This window comes from Bacillus sp. FSL P4-0290 (assembly GCF_037975435.1).
GTDB lineage: Bacteria > Bacillota > Bacilli > Bacillales > Bacillaceae > Bacillus > Bacillus subtilis.
The window spans coordinates 3,936,642-3,951,043 of sequence record NZ_CP150253.1; the positions used below are offsets into that span (position 1 = coordinate 3,936,642).

Sequence of the window (14,402 nt, forward strand, 5' to 3'; positions counted from 1 at the left end):
CCCTTCATTCATAAGCGTTTTTTTGCAGGTATAAAGCACTGTCTTTTCAAAAACGCTCTTCATCTTGCAGGAAACTCCTTTAGCATCCCGAAATATTCCCCAACCATACATTTAGGGGAGGTTTATTTTTGATGAAAAAGCTTTTGACTGTCATGACGATGGCTGTTTTAACTGCCGGCACACTGCTCTTGCCGGCACAGAGTGTCACCCCTGCCGCGCACGCTTTACAAATATCAAATAGCGAGCGCGAGCTTCCATTCAAAGCAAAGCATGCGTACTCTACCATTTCTCAGCTAAGTGAAGCAATCGGCCCCAGAATAGCCGGAACTGCAGCTGAAAAAAAGAGCGCCCTATTGATCGCCTCATCCTTGAGAAAATTAAAGCTTGATGTGAAGGTTCAACGATTCAACATTCCTGACCGGCTTGAGGGAACACTGTCTTCAGCAGGACGCGATATTCTTCTCCAAGCGGCGTCCGGCTCAGCTCCGACTGAGGAACAAGGGCTGACGGCCCCGCTTTACAATGCGGGATTGGGCTATCAAAAGGACTTTACCGCTGACGTCAAGGGCAAAATCGCCTTGATTTCCAGAGGAGACCTGACTTATTACGAGAAAGCCAAAAATGCCGAAGCCGCCGGAGCAAAAGCTGTCATCATTTATAACAACAAAGAAAGCCTCGTGCCTATGACGCCAAACCTGTCGGGAAATAAAGTCGGCATTCCGGTCGTCGGCATTAAGAAAGAAGACGGCGAAGCACTTACCCAGCAAAAAGAAGCCACCTTAAAACTAAAAGCATTCACAAACCAAACCTCCCAGAATATCATCGGAATCAAAAAACCAAAGAACATCAAACATCCAGACATTGTGTACGTGACGGCCCATTACGACAGTGTTCCTTTTTCACCCGGGGCAAATGACAACGGCTCAGGAACCTCTGTTATGCTGGAGATGGCGCGTGTCTTAAAAAGCGTTCCATCTGATAAAGAAATCCGCTTTATCGCTTTCGGCGCCGAAGAGCTCGGCCTGCTCGGCTCCTCTCACTATGTAGATCATCTATCGGAAAAAGAGCTGAAACGAAGTGAAGTGAACTTCAACTTAGACATGGTAGGCACAAGCTGGGAAAAAGCGTCTGAGCTGTATGTCAACACATTGGATGGCCAATCTAACTATGTTTGGGAATCCAGTCATACGGCTGCTGAAAAAATTGGATTTGACAGCCTGTCTCTGACACAGGGAGGATCATCTGATCATGTGCCATTCCACGAAGCCGGCATTGATTCCGCCAACTTTATTTGGGGAGACCCGGAAACAGAAGAAGTTGAGCCGTGGTATCATACCCCTGAAGACTCGATCGAACATATCAGCAAAGAACGCCTCCAGCAAGCAGGCGATCTTGTGACAGCCGCTGTCTATGAGGCTGTGAAAAAAGAGAAGAAACCGAAAACCATTAAGAAACAAATGAAGGCGAAAGCATCTGACATTTTTGAAGATATCAAATAAAAAAAGACGGCACTTGGGTGCCGTCTTTTTTTATAATGATCAGCTGTTTAGCCGTCTATAAGTAAAGCTTTCAGTTTATCAACTGTATTTTCTTTTTCTAACGGGCGATAAATGGTCAGTTTCAAATCAGGAGAGTCATATATTTGTAATGTCATATGCTCCATCACCATTGTTCCGGCTGCCGGGTGATGAAGTACTTTTTCTCCTGCGTGTGTGCCTAATACTTCGTGGTGGTTCCACCATTTTTTAAATTCGGGGCTTCTTTCAGTTAACTCATCGATCAGCTCTTTTATCCATGCTTCCCCAAGAAAACGGCTGGCTGTCGATCGAAACTGTGCGATAAGTTTTTTGGCGTGGCTTTCCCAGTCGTCAAGCAGATTCCGATACTCCTTCGAGGTGAAACATCGCCATATGGCGTTCCTTTCCTTACTGCCCATTTGGCCAAAATTGCCGAACACAGCACAAGCTGCTGTGTTCCAAGCAATAACGTCCCACTTTTCGTCAGTCACATAAACAGGGCAATTGGTTAAATGATCAATAAAGTGCCGCACAGCCAGAGGAAGGCTCTTATTATCTTCATCCTGATCATCTAAAGGAACATGATGGCCAGCCAACAGAAAGACATGACGCTTTTCCTCATAATTCAATTTGAGCACTCTCGATATGCTTTCCAGTACCTGTGTCGATACCCGAATATCCCTTCCCTGCTCCAGCCATGTGTACCATGTGACACCTATACCGGACAGCTGGGCTAATTCCTCTCTTCTCAAGCCTGTTGTTTTCCTTCTGGTGCCCATAGGCAATCCAAACTCTTGCGGAGAAAGCTGTGCCCTTTTAAGTTTTAAAAACTCCCCTAGCTCTTTCCGTTTTTCTGCCATACTGTCCACATACACACTCTCCTTCTGCATAGAATTTCCTATTAGTATTCTACATAAAAAGGAGAAGGTTTTTATATTATTTGTTTCGTTCTGCAAATACTTCAGCGGCCACAGGAAGAATGGTATTCAGTGCATTCGGGAAACCTGAGTAAATAATCATCTGCATCATGACTTCTATGAGTTCTTCTTGTGTCCATCCGACATTCAGGGCTCCGTTAATATAGAATTTTAGCTGCTGGGTATTGCCCAATGCAGTCAATCCAGCAACGGTTGCTAATAATCTGGATTTCAGATCAAGACCTGGTCTTGAAAAAATCTGACCATAGTTAAACTCCACGGCAAGCACACCAAGGTCCGGAGCGATGGAATGTTTAAAATTGTCCACGATCGCTTCATAGTTCTCCTCATCAATTTGTTTCAGAATATCTAACCCTTTTTTATAACGTTCACTTGTTCGCACCAGCTTCTATCTCCCTTCCAATATCGTTTTTTTAGTAGTACGATTTATGGTAATCCTTGAACTGAAGGCAATACCGACCATGATCATCCCCAGAATACAAACACCGTTCCAATGAAACAGCATCCAGACTGCACCTCCTGCATACGATCCCAAGGCGCCGCCTAAAAACGTGCTGACCATAAAGAGGCCATTCAATCTGCTTCTCATTTCAGCCGACAATTGGAAAATCTCCGCCTGACACGCCACCTGATTCGCCTGAATGCCCATGGTGATGAATAAAGCGCCCAATACAATCACAATCAATGAAGTCTGGCCTGCCATTAATAAAACAAATGACAATAAGGTAAAAGACATACAAAGCTTGTTGGAAAAAGCAGCTCCTTTTTGATCAATAATCCGGCCGATCAGCGGAGTTGCAAAAGCCCCGCCAATTCCCACCAAACCGATTGTTCCGGCAGTCTGGCTGCCAAACGAGAATGGAGGTTCACTCACCATAAACACTAACGTCGTCCAAAATAAACTGAAGGCGCCGAACATGAAGCCTTGGTTTACACATGCTTTTCTTAACACTTTCTCCTTGATCAAAAGCGGAAATAATGAAGAAATGAGTTTTCCGTAATGAAATGCATGTGTCCCTTTGCTTTTCGGAAAGCAGAAGTGAATGATCAACATAATGATGACGGCTGCTGCACAGGCAATCCAATACATCACGCGCCAGCCATAATGGGCATCTATCGCCCCGCTGACCACTCTCGCCCCTAAAATTCCGCAAACCAAGCCGATGGCTACGTTTCCGAGTACTTTTCCTCTGTTCCTGTCATTTGCTAAACCTGCCGCAAACGGCACAAGGATTTGAGGAATAATCGTGAAGAATCCCAATAATAAATTTGTGATGACTAGCCATGGAAAGCTTACAGCTAACGCTGAAGCTGCCGAACAAACCCCCACTAAGAATAGCAGGCTCACAATTAAGCGGCGGCGTTCAAAAAGATCTCCCAATGGAACAAGCAGAAGGTTCCCCGCCGCATAGCCAATCTGCGCCAATGTAGCAATCATCCCAGCTTGTGCCGGCGTCACATGAAACGTGCCTGCCATGCTGACAAGCAATGTTTGATTGATATAGACATTAGCTACTGTAAACCCGCTAGTCACCGCGATAAGAAAAATCAAACCTCTCGATAATGAAATGGAATGGTTCATGTTTACCCCCTTTCTTCATGCATGATAAAGCAGGTTCAATCATGGAAACAGAAGTGAGTTTATACTGGTATAAAAAGTACTAGCAAGCAAAGCAAAAAAGCGAAACCCTGTCAGGCTTCGCTTTTGTTATCAATCCACTTCTTTCTTAATCCCCAGCATTTTCTCATCTAGGTAATGGGCAATCTCCGCGGCTTCTTTCAGCTCATCTGTTAATTGCTTAGGAACGTCATTGTTCAATTTATAATAAATTTTATGTTCAAGGCTCGCCCAGAAATCCATCGCGATTGTCCGGATTTGAATTTCTGCTTTGACGTATTCCACACGGTTCGTTAAATTCACAGGCATCTCAATGATCAAATGCAGGCTTCGATAGCCATTCGGTTTGGGTGTCTGGATATAATCCTTTACCTTTACGATTCTCAAATCTTCATGCTGCTTCAACACATTCACGACGTTATAAATGTCAGAAATAAAGGAACAGATGATGCGCACGCCGGCAATGTCGTGAATATGCTCCTTCATTTCCTTCGTCGTAATCTCACAGCCCTTTCTCATTAACTTATTCACGATGCTTTCAAAGCTTTTGACACGGGATTTTGTATGTTCAATCGGGTTGTGTCCGTGAATGAGGTTATATTCCTGGCTGATAATTGAGAACTTTGTATCGAGCGCATCTAGCGCAAATTTATAAACTAATAATTCATTTTTCCAATCTTCCATTACTGTTTTTAAATCGTCCATATGTGTTACAGATAAATCCATTTTCGTCATCTCCTTTAACGGAACTTTATCCGCTGTCCATGTACTAGACGTCCCTGTCTGCTGCAAGGTTCTATGAATTTTTTTACAAAATGCGGTCGATTGTAACAAAAAAAGACCGCACGAAACGAGCGGTCTTTTTTATTATCGGAAATAGCTGATCAATAATCCGATCGAGAGCAGGAATCCGAAAAATGTATTTGTTTGGGCTGTTGATTTCATTGCGACAATCATATTCATCGGCATTTCGTTCTGGACGAAGCCCTTCACTGCCTGAACCGGCTTAGGCACGCTCAAAAAGACGACAAACAGCCATGGGCTTGCGGCACCGGTAATAACCAAGCCGACAACCCAGATATAAGCGACGGCAAACGACGCAGCTAACAGAGTAACAGCTCCCTTATGCCCCATCAAAATCGCCAATGTTTTGCGTCCGCCTTTTTTGTCCTCTTCAATATCACGAATGTTGTTCGACAGGTTAATCGCGCCGACAAGAATCGCAATCGGGATGGAAATCAAAATGCTCTGCATATTGATCTTATCTGTCTGAATGAAAAACGAAATCAGCACAAACACCGAACCCATGCAAATGCCTGAGAATAATTCACCGAACGGCGTGTACGCAATCGGCAGCGGCCCGCCTGTATACAGGTAGCCGATCGCCATGCCGACAAGGCCGATCAGCGCAAGCCACCAGCTGCTGCTGGCACAAATATAGACACCGAGCAAAATGGCAATCCCGTATGAGGCAAGAGCTAATTGCAAAATCGTTTTAGGCTTCATTCCGTGGCGTACAATGGCCCCTCCGATTCCGACTGATTCTGCTGTATCTAATCCGCGTTTAAAATCATAGTATTCATTAAATAAGTTCGTCGCGATCTGGATCCATAGGCAAGAAAACAGCATAGCCAAAAACAGCAGCAGATCAACCTTCACATAAAACATCGCCAAAACGGTTCCGAGCAGCACAGGCACAAACGATGCGGTTAACGTATGAGGACGGGTTAACTGCCAAAGGATCTGCCCCATGCTTTCTTTTTGCGGCGCTGTCTGACCCTCACCCTTATTTGTTTGGTTCATCTTCCTCTTCCTTTCTATTAAAAAGCTTACTTTTTTTCAGCCGGCAGCTTAATAAAAAACTCCTTTTGCTTCCTTATCTATCATAATGACTTCTCCCTTATTTCACAAGATACCGCAAGAAGGCGTTTTCTTTCTTATTATACGCTTCTCGCCCTGATTTCATTAGGTTTCTGCTTTCACTTGAACGAACAGGTACAGAAAAATTTTTTTAAGTACATTACACTTTTTAAAAGTTAAAAAGATCTTTTGACTCCAGGTATCTTTTCCTTTATTATGAATCAGCTCGAAACATTCCATTCTTGCCCTTGCAGGTATAAAGATTCATTTTCAAAAACATACGCCGATATATTAATTTGAGGGAGATTAGGGAAAAAATGAAACTTTTTGAGCATCTGATCGTCAAATAATCATGTGATTGTCGAAAAAACGGGAAGGGAATTTTTGATATGCTGCAATTAATGAAACAGCTGTATGAAAAACCCGCTGTCAAGTGGACATGTCATACAGGCTTTTATTTGATGATACTGCTTGTTTTGTTTTTTATGTATGGTTTTCACACCGCGAATACCGGTTCATATATTTATAACGATTTCTAATTGGAGAGAGAATAACTATGAAACTTTTACATGCTATTCAAACACATGCGGAAACTTATCCGCAAACCGATGCCTTCCGCTCTCAAGGCCAGTCGCTCACGTATCAGGAATTATGGGAGCAGTCTGACCGCGCGGCTGCCGCGATCCAAAAACGCATTTCTGGGGAAAAGAAATCTCCTATCCTTGTGTACGGCCACATGGAGCCGCACATGATCGTTTCCTTCTTGGGAAGTGTCAAAGCGGGACATCCTTATATTCCGGTTGACCTGTCTATTCCGTCCGAACGGATTGCGAAAATTATCGAAAGCTCTGGAGCAGAATTGCTGATCCATGCAGCAGGACTCTCAATTGATGCAGTCGGCCAGCAGATTCAGACAGTTTCTGCGGAAGAACTGCTGGAAAACGAAGGCGGCTCTGTCAGCCAAGATCAATGGGTCAAAGAACACGAAACGTTTTATATCATTTACACTTCCGGGAGCACAGGAAATCCGAAAGGCGTGCAGATTTCCGCTGCGAACCTTCAAAGCTTCACAGACTGGATTTGTGCAGACTTTCCAGTCAGCGGAGGAAAAATATTTTTAAACCAAGCGCCGTTCTCATTTGATTTGTCTGTCATGGACCTATATCCGTGCCTTCAATCAGGCGGGACTTTACATTGCGTGACAAAGGATGCTGTGAATAAGCCGAAAGTCTTATTTGAAGAGCTGAAGAAGTCCGGGCTGAATGTGTGGACATCAACACCTTCCTTTGTGCAAATGTGCCTGATGGATCCGGGTTTTTCACAGGATCTGCTGCCTCATGCGGACACATTTATGTTTTGCGGAGAGGTTCTTCCGGTTTCTGTGGCCAAAGCGCTGCTTGAGCGTTTTCCGAAAGCGAAGATTTTTAATACGTACGGCCCGACTGAAGCGACAGTGGCTGTCACATCGGTTGAAATTACGAATGACGTCATCAGCCGCAGCGAATCGCTTCCAGTGGGCTTCGCCAAACCAGATATGAACATTTTCATTATGGATGAAGAGGGACAGCCGCTTCCTGAGGGAGAAAAAGGAGAAATCGTCATTGCAGGGCCGAGTGTAAGCCGAGGCTACCTTGGTGAGCCAGAGCTGACGGAAAAAGCGTTTTTCTCTCATGAAGGCCAGTGGGCATACCGAACTGGCGATGCCGGCTTTATTCAAGACGGTCAGATTTTCTGCCAAGGACGTTTGGATTTTCAGATTAAACTTCACGGCTATCGAATGGAGCTGGAGGAAATCGAGTTCCATGTCAGACAGTCACAGTACGTTCGTTCTGCTGTCGTGATTCCTTATCAGCCAAACGGAACAGTTGAGTATCTGATCGCTGCTATTGTGCCTGAGGAGCATGAGTTCGAGAAGGAATTCCAGCTGACAAGCGCTATTAAAAAAGAGCTTGCCGCTTCTCTTCCGGCATATATGATCCCGAGAAAATTTATCTATCAGGATCACATTCAAATGACGGCTAACGGCAAAATTGACCGAAAACGCATTGGCGAAGAGGTTCTTGTATGACGCCTTACAGCTCGTTTTTATTCTTTATACTGCTTGGCATTCTTCTTCTGCCGACGATCATTCTCGGCTTAAACGGAAAAAGATTTCAAGCATACAACATGTTCATATCTATCATTATATTGGCTTTAATTTTTTCGCACGACTTACACGGGGTCATCGCGCTGTGCCTGTTTACAATATGGCAGGTGCTCCTGATCAGCGGCTATCTGGCATACCGGCAGAAAGCGAACAGCGGCTTTGTCTTTTGCGGAGCTGTTATCGCGTCTATTCTGCCTTTATTTCTGTCAAAAATATGGCCGTTTCTTTCACACCCGCAGCCGCATCATCCGCCGCATAACCTGATCAGCTTTTTAGGGATTTCATATTTAACCTTTAAAGGCGTTCAGCTGATTATGGAAGCAAGAGACGGACTGCTGAAAGAACAGCTGCCATTGCACCGTCTGCTGTATTTCATCCTGTTTTTCCCGACGATTTCCTCCGGCCCGATCGACAGATACCGCCGGTTCGTCAAGGATGAACAGAAGGCTTGGACGAAAGAAGAATACGCCGACCTGCTGTATACGGGAATCCATAAAATCTTCATCGGTTTCCTGTATAAATTTATTATCGGCTACGCGATCAATACGTACTTCATCATGAATCTTCCCGCAATCACGCACAATAAGATTCTTGGGAACCTGCTGTACATGTACGGCTACAGCATGTATTTATTCTTTGATTTCGCCGGCTACACGATGTTTGCCGTCGGGGTCAGCTACATTATGGGCATTAAATCACCAGAAAACTTTAATAAACCGTTTATCAGTAAAAATATTAAAGATTTCTGGAATCGCTGGCATATGTCTCTGTCATTTTGGTTCAGAGATTATGTGTTTATGAGATTCGTATTTTGGATGACTAAGAAAAAGTGGATCAAAAACCGTATGGCCGTCTCAAACATCGGGTATTTCCTGCTGTTTATGCTGATGGGGGTTTGGCACGGGCTCGCGCCGCAATATATCATTTACGGCCTCTATCACGCCGTTCTGATGACGTGTTACAACTTTTTCGAGAAGTGGAATAAGAAATATAAATGGCTGCCGTCCAACCGCTGGACAACCATTCTCGCTATTGTGATCACATTCCATTTCGTTTGCTTCGGGTTTTATATTTTCTCAGGAAAACCATTTCATCACCACCATTAAAGGAGATTAGAAAGCTATGGATTTTAAACAAGAGGTATTAGACGTTTTAGCAGAGGTTTGCCAGGATGACATCGTAAAGGAAAATCCTGATATTGAAATTTTTGAAGAAGGTTTGCTTGATTCTTTTGGAACAGTAGAATTGCTGCTTGCGATTGAAAACCGTTTTGATATTTTAGTGCCGATCACTGAATTTGACCGGGACGTTTGGAATACACCTAACAACATTGTAAATCAGCTGTCTGAGTTGAAATAATGAAAAAGCGTTTTTTCGGTCCAATTATTTTGGCGTTTATTCTATTCGCAGGCGCCATCGCAATTCCATCTTCATGGCTGACAGGCTTCATCACCGATAAGCGTGTGAAAGAGTCAGCAACAGCCTTGAATCCGAGTATGTTTCAAGGGCTATATTTACAAGATCAGATGCTCAAAGATCCGACATATCTTCCGATTTACGGGTCTTCTGAGCTTTCTCGGCTGGACGAGTTCCACCCATCTAATTATTTTCAGGTAAACAATGAGGGATTCACGCCATACCTTGTCGGCAAAGGCGGATCCCAGTCATTGATTCATTCTTTAAACTTCGCTGCCCACATGGATCAGCTGAAGGGCAAAAAAATCGTATTCATCGTGTCTCCGCAATGGTTTATTAAGCGCGGGTCTGATGAACAGCATTTCGCGCCGAACTATTCTGCGCTGCAAGGGCTTGATTTGGCATTTAACGATCAGATCGATCCTGAAATTAAAAAGAAAATGATGAAACGCATGCTTCGCTTTAAGGCTGTGCAAAACGATGCCATTCTTTCTGAGCTGTACAAAGCAATGGTAAACGGTCAGACGTGGAAAGTGAACGCGCTGAAGCCGGCGGCGAAAGTGTATTACAGCATGCTGGAAAAGAAAGATCTGTATTATTCAACGACAGAATCATCCGGGCCAAAGCGCTATATCTCGCAGTCAGTAAAGGATAAGTCATGGTCTGAATTGAATAAACTAGCGGATCAATCGGGCAAACGCCACTCCGGTTCTAACGATTTTCACATCGACAACCCTGTCTATAAAAAGCTGAAGCCGAAAGTGCCTAAGCTGAAAGGGAAAAACAAAGGAAGATCGTATGCGGTGTCACCGGAATATGGCGACTTTGAAATGATGCTCGATATCCTGAAGGATGCGGGCGCAGAGCCTATGTTTGTCACCATTCCTGTTAACGGGAAATGGTACGATTACACGGGCTTCCCGAAAAAAGGACGCACTGACTATTACAAAAAGGTAAATAAACAAATCAGAGCGAAGGGCTTCCAGGTTGCTGATTTCTCAGGGCATGAATATGACCCGTATTTCATGAAAGACACCATTCACATCGGCTGGAAAGGCTGGGTGTATGTCGATAAAGCAATTGACGAATTTTATAAAACCGGAAAAGTCACTTCATCCTGAGCATCTCATAGGACGCGGCTGCATATTTCCTGCTAAGATTTGTAATAGTAAAGGAATCACAGCCAACTTAATTAAGAGGTGTTACATCCAATGAAGATGACAAATAATACGGTTTTAATCACAGGGGGTTCTGCTGGCATCGGGCTTGAACTGGCCAAGCGCCTGCTGGAACTTGGCAATGAAGTTATCATTTGCGGACGCAGCGAAGCACGTCTTGCAGAAGCGAAGCAGCAGCTCCCAAACATCCATACAAAGCAATGTGATGTTGCAGACCGTTCGCAGCGGGAAGCATTGTATGAATGGGCTTTAAAGGAATATCCGAACTTGAATGTTCTCGTCAACAACGCCGGCATTCAAAAGGAAATTGACTTTAAAAAAGGGACAGAGGAGCTTTTTGTGGACGGTGATGAAATTGAACTTAATTTCCAAGCGCCTGTCCATTTATCCGCCCTTTTCACACCTCATTTGATGAAGCAGCCCGAGGCGGCAATCGTTCAGGTCACATCCGGGCTTGCGTTTAACCCGTTAGCTGTTTATCCGGTGTACTGCGCAACAAAAGCGGCACTTCACTCGTTCTCGCTTACGCTCAGACACCAGCTCCGCGACACGAGCGTGGAAGTGATTGAAATGGCACCGCCTATGGTGGACACGGGCTTAAACCAAAAATCACGCGATAAACAAGGCCTGACGTACCGGGGCATTTCATCTGAAGAATATGTTCAATATTTCTTGGACGGCTTGAAGGAAGGCAAACAGGAGATTACAAATGAACGTGTTGAAGGTCTTCGGGATGCCACTCGCGCCGATTATGACAGGTTATTCGAGCAAATGAACACGCAGGAGAATTAATTTCTCCTGCTTTTTTCATATGAATTTCTTACAAATTTGAGCAAACCTATTGCGATTATTTGTTGAAGGTATACAATAGAATATAATTATTTTCAAATAAGTTTGATAATATAAACAATTTAACAGCAGGGAGATTGACCATGACTAAACAAACAATTCGCGTTGAATTGACATCAACAAAAAAACCGAAACCAGACCCAAATCAGCTTTCGTTCGGAAGAGTGTTTACAGACCACATGTTTGTAATGGACTATGCCGCAGATAAAGGTTGGTACGATCCAAGAATCATTCCTTATCAACCCTTATCAATGGATCCGGCTGCAATGGTCTATCACTACGGCCAAACCGTGTTTGAAGGGTTAAAGGCTTACGTGTCAGAGGATGACCATGTTCTGCTTTTCAGACCGGAAAAAAATATGGAACGCCTGAATCAATCAAACGACCGCCTCTGCATCCCGCAAATTGATGAAGAACAGGTTCTTGAAGGCTTAAAGCAGCTTGTCGCAATTGATAAAGACTGGATTCCAAATGCGGAGGGCACGTCCCTTTACATCCGTCCGTTCATCATCGCTACCGAGCCTTTCCTTGGTGTTGCGGCATCTCATACGTATAAGCTCTTGATCATTCTTTCTCCGGTCGGCTCTTATTACAAAGAAGGCATTAAGCCGGTCAAAATCGCTGTTGAAAGTGAATTTGTCCGTGCGGTAAAAGGCGGAACAGGAAATGCCAAAACCGCAGGAAACTATGCTTCAAGCTTAAAAGCGCAGCAGGTAGCCGAAGAGAAAGGATTTTCTCAAGTACTCTGGCTGGACGGCATTGAGAAGAAATACATCGAAGAAGTCGGAAGCATGAACATCTTCTTCAAAATCAACGGTGAAATCGTAACACCGATGCTGAACGGGAGCATCCTGGAAGGCATTACGCGCAATTCAGTCATCGCCTTGCTTAAGCATTGGGGCCTTCAAGTTTCAGAACGAAAAATTGCGATCGATGAGGTCATCCAAGCCCATAAAGACGGCATCCTGGAAGAAGCCTTCGGAACAGGTACAGCAGCTGTTATTTCCCCAGTCGGCGAGCTGATCTGGCAGGATGAAACACTTTCGATCAACAACGGTGAAACAGGAGAAATCGCAAAAAAACTATATGACACGATTACAGGCATTCAAAAAGGCGCTGTCGCAGACGAATTCGGATGGACGACCGAAGTCGCAGCGCTGACTGAAAGCAAGTAAGAAAAAAGCCGGCCCATTACAGGCCGGCTTTTTTTACGCTTCAATTTTGTTGAAAAACTGCGGCAGATACGCTTTGTGCGCCTCTAGCATTTCGTCTAAAATCTGTTTGGCCACAGTATCGGACGGGACAAGCGGGTTAATCGTCATGGCAAGGAGCGCAGTTTGATAGTCACCTGTAACTGCCGCTTCTGCCGCGACACGTTCAAAGGATTTGATTTGCTGGACAAGGCCGCGGACAGACACCGGCAAGTCGCCGACAGCAATTGGCTTAGGGCCGGTTTTCGTCATCACACAGTTCACTTCAACTGCGGAATCGTCTGGAATACTCGCTATTGCACCATTATTGATCGTGTTCACCGGCTGAATGTCATGTTTATCATTATAAATGGAGCTGATTAAGTTACATGCTGCATCACTGTAGTAAGCTCCGCCCCGTTTTTCCAGCTGCGGCGGTTTGATCGCAAGGTTTGGATCTTTATAAAGCTCGAACAGCTCTTTTTCGACCTTCTGTACGACTTCAGCGCGGGTGCCCTCCGTTTGTGATGCTTCCAGTTCGTGCTCCAGCATCTCTTTTGTTTTAAAATAGTAACGGTGATAGCCGCAAGGGATGACATTGAGCGCTTTTAAGAAATCCGGTTCCCATTCGGCGCCTGAGATATTTTTCATCGTCATCGCGTTTTTCGGGTCGCCCATCGCCTCGATGACTTGCTCCTTCACACTTACGCCGTCCAAGAAAACATCCAGCCCGAATACCATATGGTTCAGTCCGGCAAATTGGACTTCTACGCGGTCCACATCTACATCAAGCGCTTTGGCTACGCCCATTTTGATGCCGATTGGAACATTGCAAAGACCGACGACTTTCTTCAGGTTGGAGTAGCGAAGCAAGGCTTCTGTTACCATGCCGGCAGGGTTTGTGAAGTTAACAAGCCAAGCGTTCGGGCAAAGCTCTTCTATGTCCTTTGCGATCTCAAGGATGACCGGAATTGTGCGCAATCCTTTAAACAGACCTCCCGGGCCGTTTGTTTCCTGGCCTATCACTCCGTATTTTAGCGGAATGCGCTCATCCTTTGCTCTTGCCTGCAAAAGTCCGACGCGGAATTGGGTCGTGACAAAGTCTGCGTCTTTCAGCGCCTTTCTCCGGTCGAGCGTAAGATGAATGTCAATCGGGACGCCAGCTTTTTCAACCATCCGTTTGGCGAGTGTGCCGACAATATTCAGCTTTTCTTCGCCCTCGGGGATATCGACAAGCCATAATTCACGGACAGGCAGCTCATCATACCGTTTAATGAACCCCTCCACTAGCTCGGGCGTATAGCTTGAACCTCCGCCAATCGTTACAATCTTCAATCCTTTTGTCATATGCTTGCTCCCCTTTGCTCGGTGATTTTTTCATATAACTCAATGATCTCTGCAGCCATATCCTTCACTGTCATTGCATTCATTAAATGATCCTGTGCATGAACCATCAGAAGCGTCATTTCCGTCTTTTCTCCGCCCGCTTCATTTTGGATCAGCTCTGTCTGATAATGATGGGCTTTTGACAATTCTTCAGCAGCGTCTTGAAGCTTTTTCCGCGCTTCTTCTGCGTCACCGCTTTTCGCAGCGGCAATGGCCTCCATTGCGGAGCTCCTACCGTTTCCTCCGTGAAGGATGATTTGAAAAATGATTTGTTCCATTTCCTCATTCACGCGATTCACTTCCT

16 protein-coding genes are annotated in these 14,402 nt (G+C 44.8%); 8 read left to right on the top strand and 8 right to left on the bottom strand.

The features are described from left to right. Positions 1-131 precede the first annotated feature (131 nt). On the top strand, positions 132-1,499 hold the full coding sequence (ywaD, locus tag MKY10_RS20600; RefSeq protein WP_015250921.1) for an aminopeptidase YwaD: 1,368 nt from the start codon (positions 132-134) through the stop codon (positions 1,497-1,499). Positions 1,500-1,546: 47 nt separating this feature from the next. Here the strand turns inward: ywaD and MKY10_RS20605 are convergent, their stop codons facing one another. From MKY10_RS20605 to MKY10_RS20630, 6 genes are all read right to left on the bottom strand, one after another. After that, positions 1,547-2,386, bottom strand: coding sequence for a helix-turn-helix transcriptional regulator (locus MKY10_RS20605; RefSeq protein WP_048654805.1), 840 nt, complete (start codon positions 2,384-2,386; stop codon positions 1,547-1,549). A 67-nt stretch (positions 2,387-2,453) separates the two neighbouring features. Next, entirely contained in the window at positions 2,454-2,837 is a 384-nt protein-coding gene (locus tag MKY10_RS20610; protein WP_019712843.1) for a carboxymuconolactone decarboxylase family protein, read from the bottom strand. 6 nt (positions 2,838-2,843) lie between these two features. Further along, positions 2,844-4,037, bottom strand: coding sequence for an MFS transporter (locus MKY10_RS20615; protein WP_017697251.1), 1,194 nt, complete (start codon positions 4,035-4,037; stop codon positions 2,844-2,846). A gap of 129 nt (positions 4,038-4,166) precedes the next feature. Beyond that, entirely contained in the window at positions 4,167-4,799 is a 633-nt protein-coding gene (ywaC, locus tag MKY10_RS20620) for a GTP pyrophosphokinase YwaC (RefSeq protein WP_003244564.1), read from the bottom strand. Between the two features lie 141 nt (positions 4,800-4,940). Beyond that, positions 4,941-5,876, bottom strand: coding sequence for a 1,4-dihydroxy-2-naphthoate polyprenyltransferase (locus MKY10_RS20625; protein WP_009968370.1), 936 nt, complete (start codon positions 5,874-5,876; stop codon positions 4,941-4,943). Between the two features lie 162 nt (positions 5,877-6,038). Then, on the bottom strand, positions 6,039-6,173 hold the full coding sequence (locus tag MKY10_RS20630) for a hypothetical protein (RefSeq protein ID WP_003227332.1): 135 nt from the start codon (positions 6,171-6,173) through the stop codon (positions 6,039-6,041). A 149-nt stretch (positions 6,174-6,322) separates the two neighbouring features. Between MKY10_RS20630 and MKY10_RS20635 the strand changes: the two genes are divergently transcribed. From MKY10_RS20635 to MKY10_RS20665, 7 genes are all read left to right on the top strand, one after another. After that, entirely contained in the window at positions 6,323-6,472 is a 150-nt protein-coding gene (locus MKY10_RS20635) for a teichoic acid D-Ala incorporation-associated protein DltX (protein ID WP_003227330.1), read from the top strand. 17 nt (positions 6,473-6,489) lie between these two features. Continuing rightward, complete coding sequence (gene dltA, locus MKY10_RS20640) at positions 6,490-8,001, top strand: D-alanine--poly(phosphoribitol) ligase subunit DltA (RefSeq protein WP_003242511.1); 1,512 nt, start codon at positions 6,490-6,492, stop codon at positions 7,999-8,001. Then, positions 7,998-9,185 carry a D-alanyl-lipoteichoic acid biosynthesis protein DltB gene (gene dltB / locus MKY10_RS20645; RefSeq protein ID WP_003227327.1) on the top strand — a complete coding sequence of 396 codons (1,188 nt, stop codon included), beginning with the start codon at positions 7,998-8,000 and terminating at the stop codon, positions 9,183-9,185. Before dltA ends, dltB begins: the two co-directional genes overlap by 4 nt. 16 nt (positions 9,186-9,201) lie before the next feature. After that, a complete protein-coding gene (gene dltC / locus MKY10_RS20650; RefSeq protein WP_003227325.1) occupies positions 9,202-9,438 on the top strand; it encodes a D-alanine--poly(phosphoribitol) ligase subunit DltC in 237 nt (78 codons plus the stop codon). Then, entirely contained in the window at positions 9,438-10,616 is a 1,179-nt protein-coding gene (dltD, locus tag MKY10_RS20655) for a D-alanyl-lipoteichoic acid biosynthesis protein DltD (RefSeq protein WP_003227323.1), read from the top strand. Before dltC ends, dltD begins: the two co-directional genes overlap by 1 nt. 90 nt (positions 10,617-10,706) lie before the next feature. Further along, positions 10,707-11,465 carry an SDR family oxidoreductase gene (locus tag MKY10_RS20660; RefSeq protein ID WP_003242574.1) on the top strand — a complete coding sequence of 253 codons (759 nt, stop codon included), beginning with the start codon at positions 10,707-10,709 and terminating at the stop codon, positions 11,463-11,465. Positions 11,466-11,605: 140 nt separating this feature from the next. Next, complete coding sequence (locus MKY10_RS20665) at positions 11,606-12,697, top strand: branched-chain amino acid aminotransferase (RefSeq protein ID WP_003244231.1); 1,092 nt, start codon at positions 11,606-11,608, stop codon at positions 12,695-12,697. Between the two features lie 33 nt (positions 12,698-12,730). On the opposite strand, the gene licH is transcribed toward MKY10_RS20665, so the two are convergent. Together licH and licA are read right to left on the bottom strand one after the other, a co-directional pair. Continuing rightward, on the bottom strand, positions 12,731-14,059 hold the full coding sequence (gene licH, locus MKY10_RS20670) for a 6-phospho-beta-glucosidase LicH (protein ID WP_003244285.1): 1,329 nt from the start codon (positions 14,057-14,059) through the stop codon (positions 12,731-12,733). Continuing rightward, positions 14,056-14,388 carry a PTS lichenan transporter subunit IIA gene (licA, locus tag MKY10_RS20675; RefSeq protein WP_003227313.1) on the bottom strand — a complete coding sequence of 111 codons (333 nt, stop codon included), beginning with the start codon at positions 14,386-14,388 and terminating at the stop codon, positions 14,056-14,058. The genes licH and licA overlap by 4 nt, the downstream gene beginning before the upstream one ends. Between the last annotated feature and the right edge of the window lie 14 nt (positions 14,389-14,402).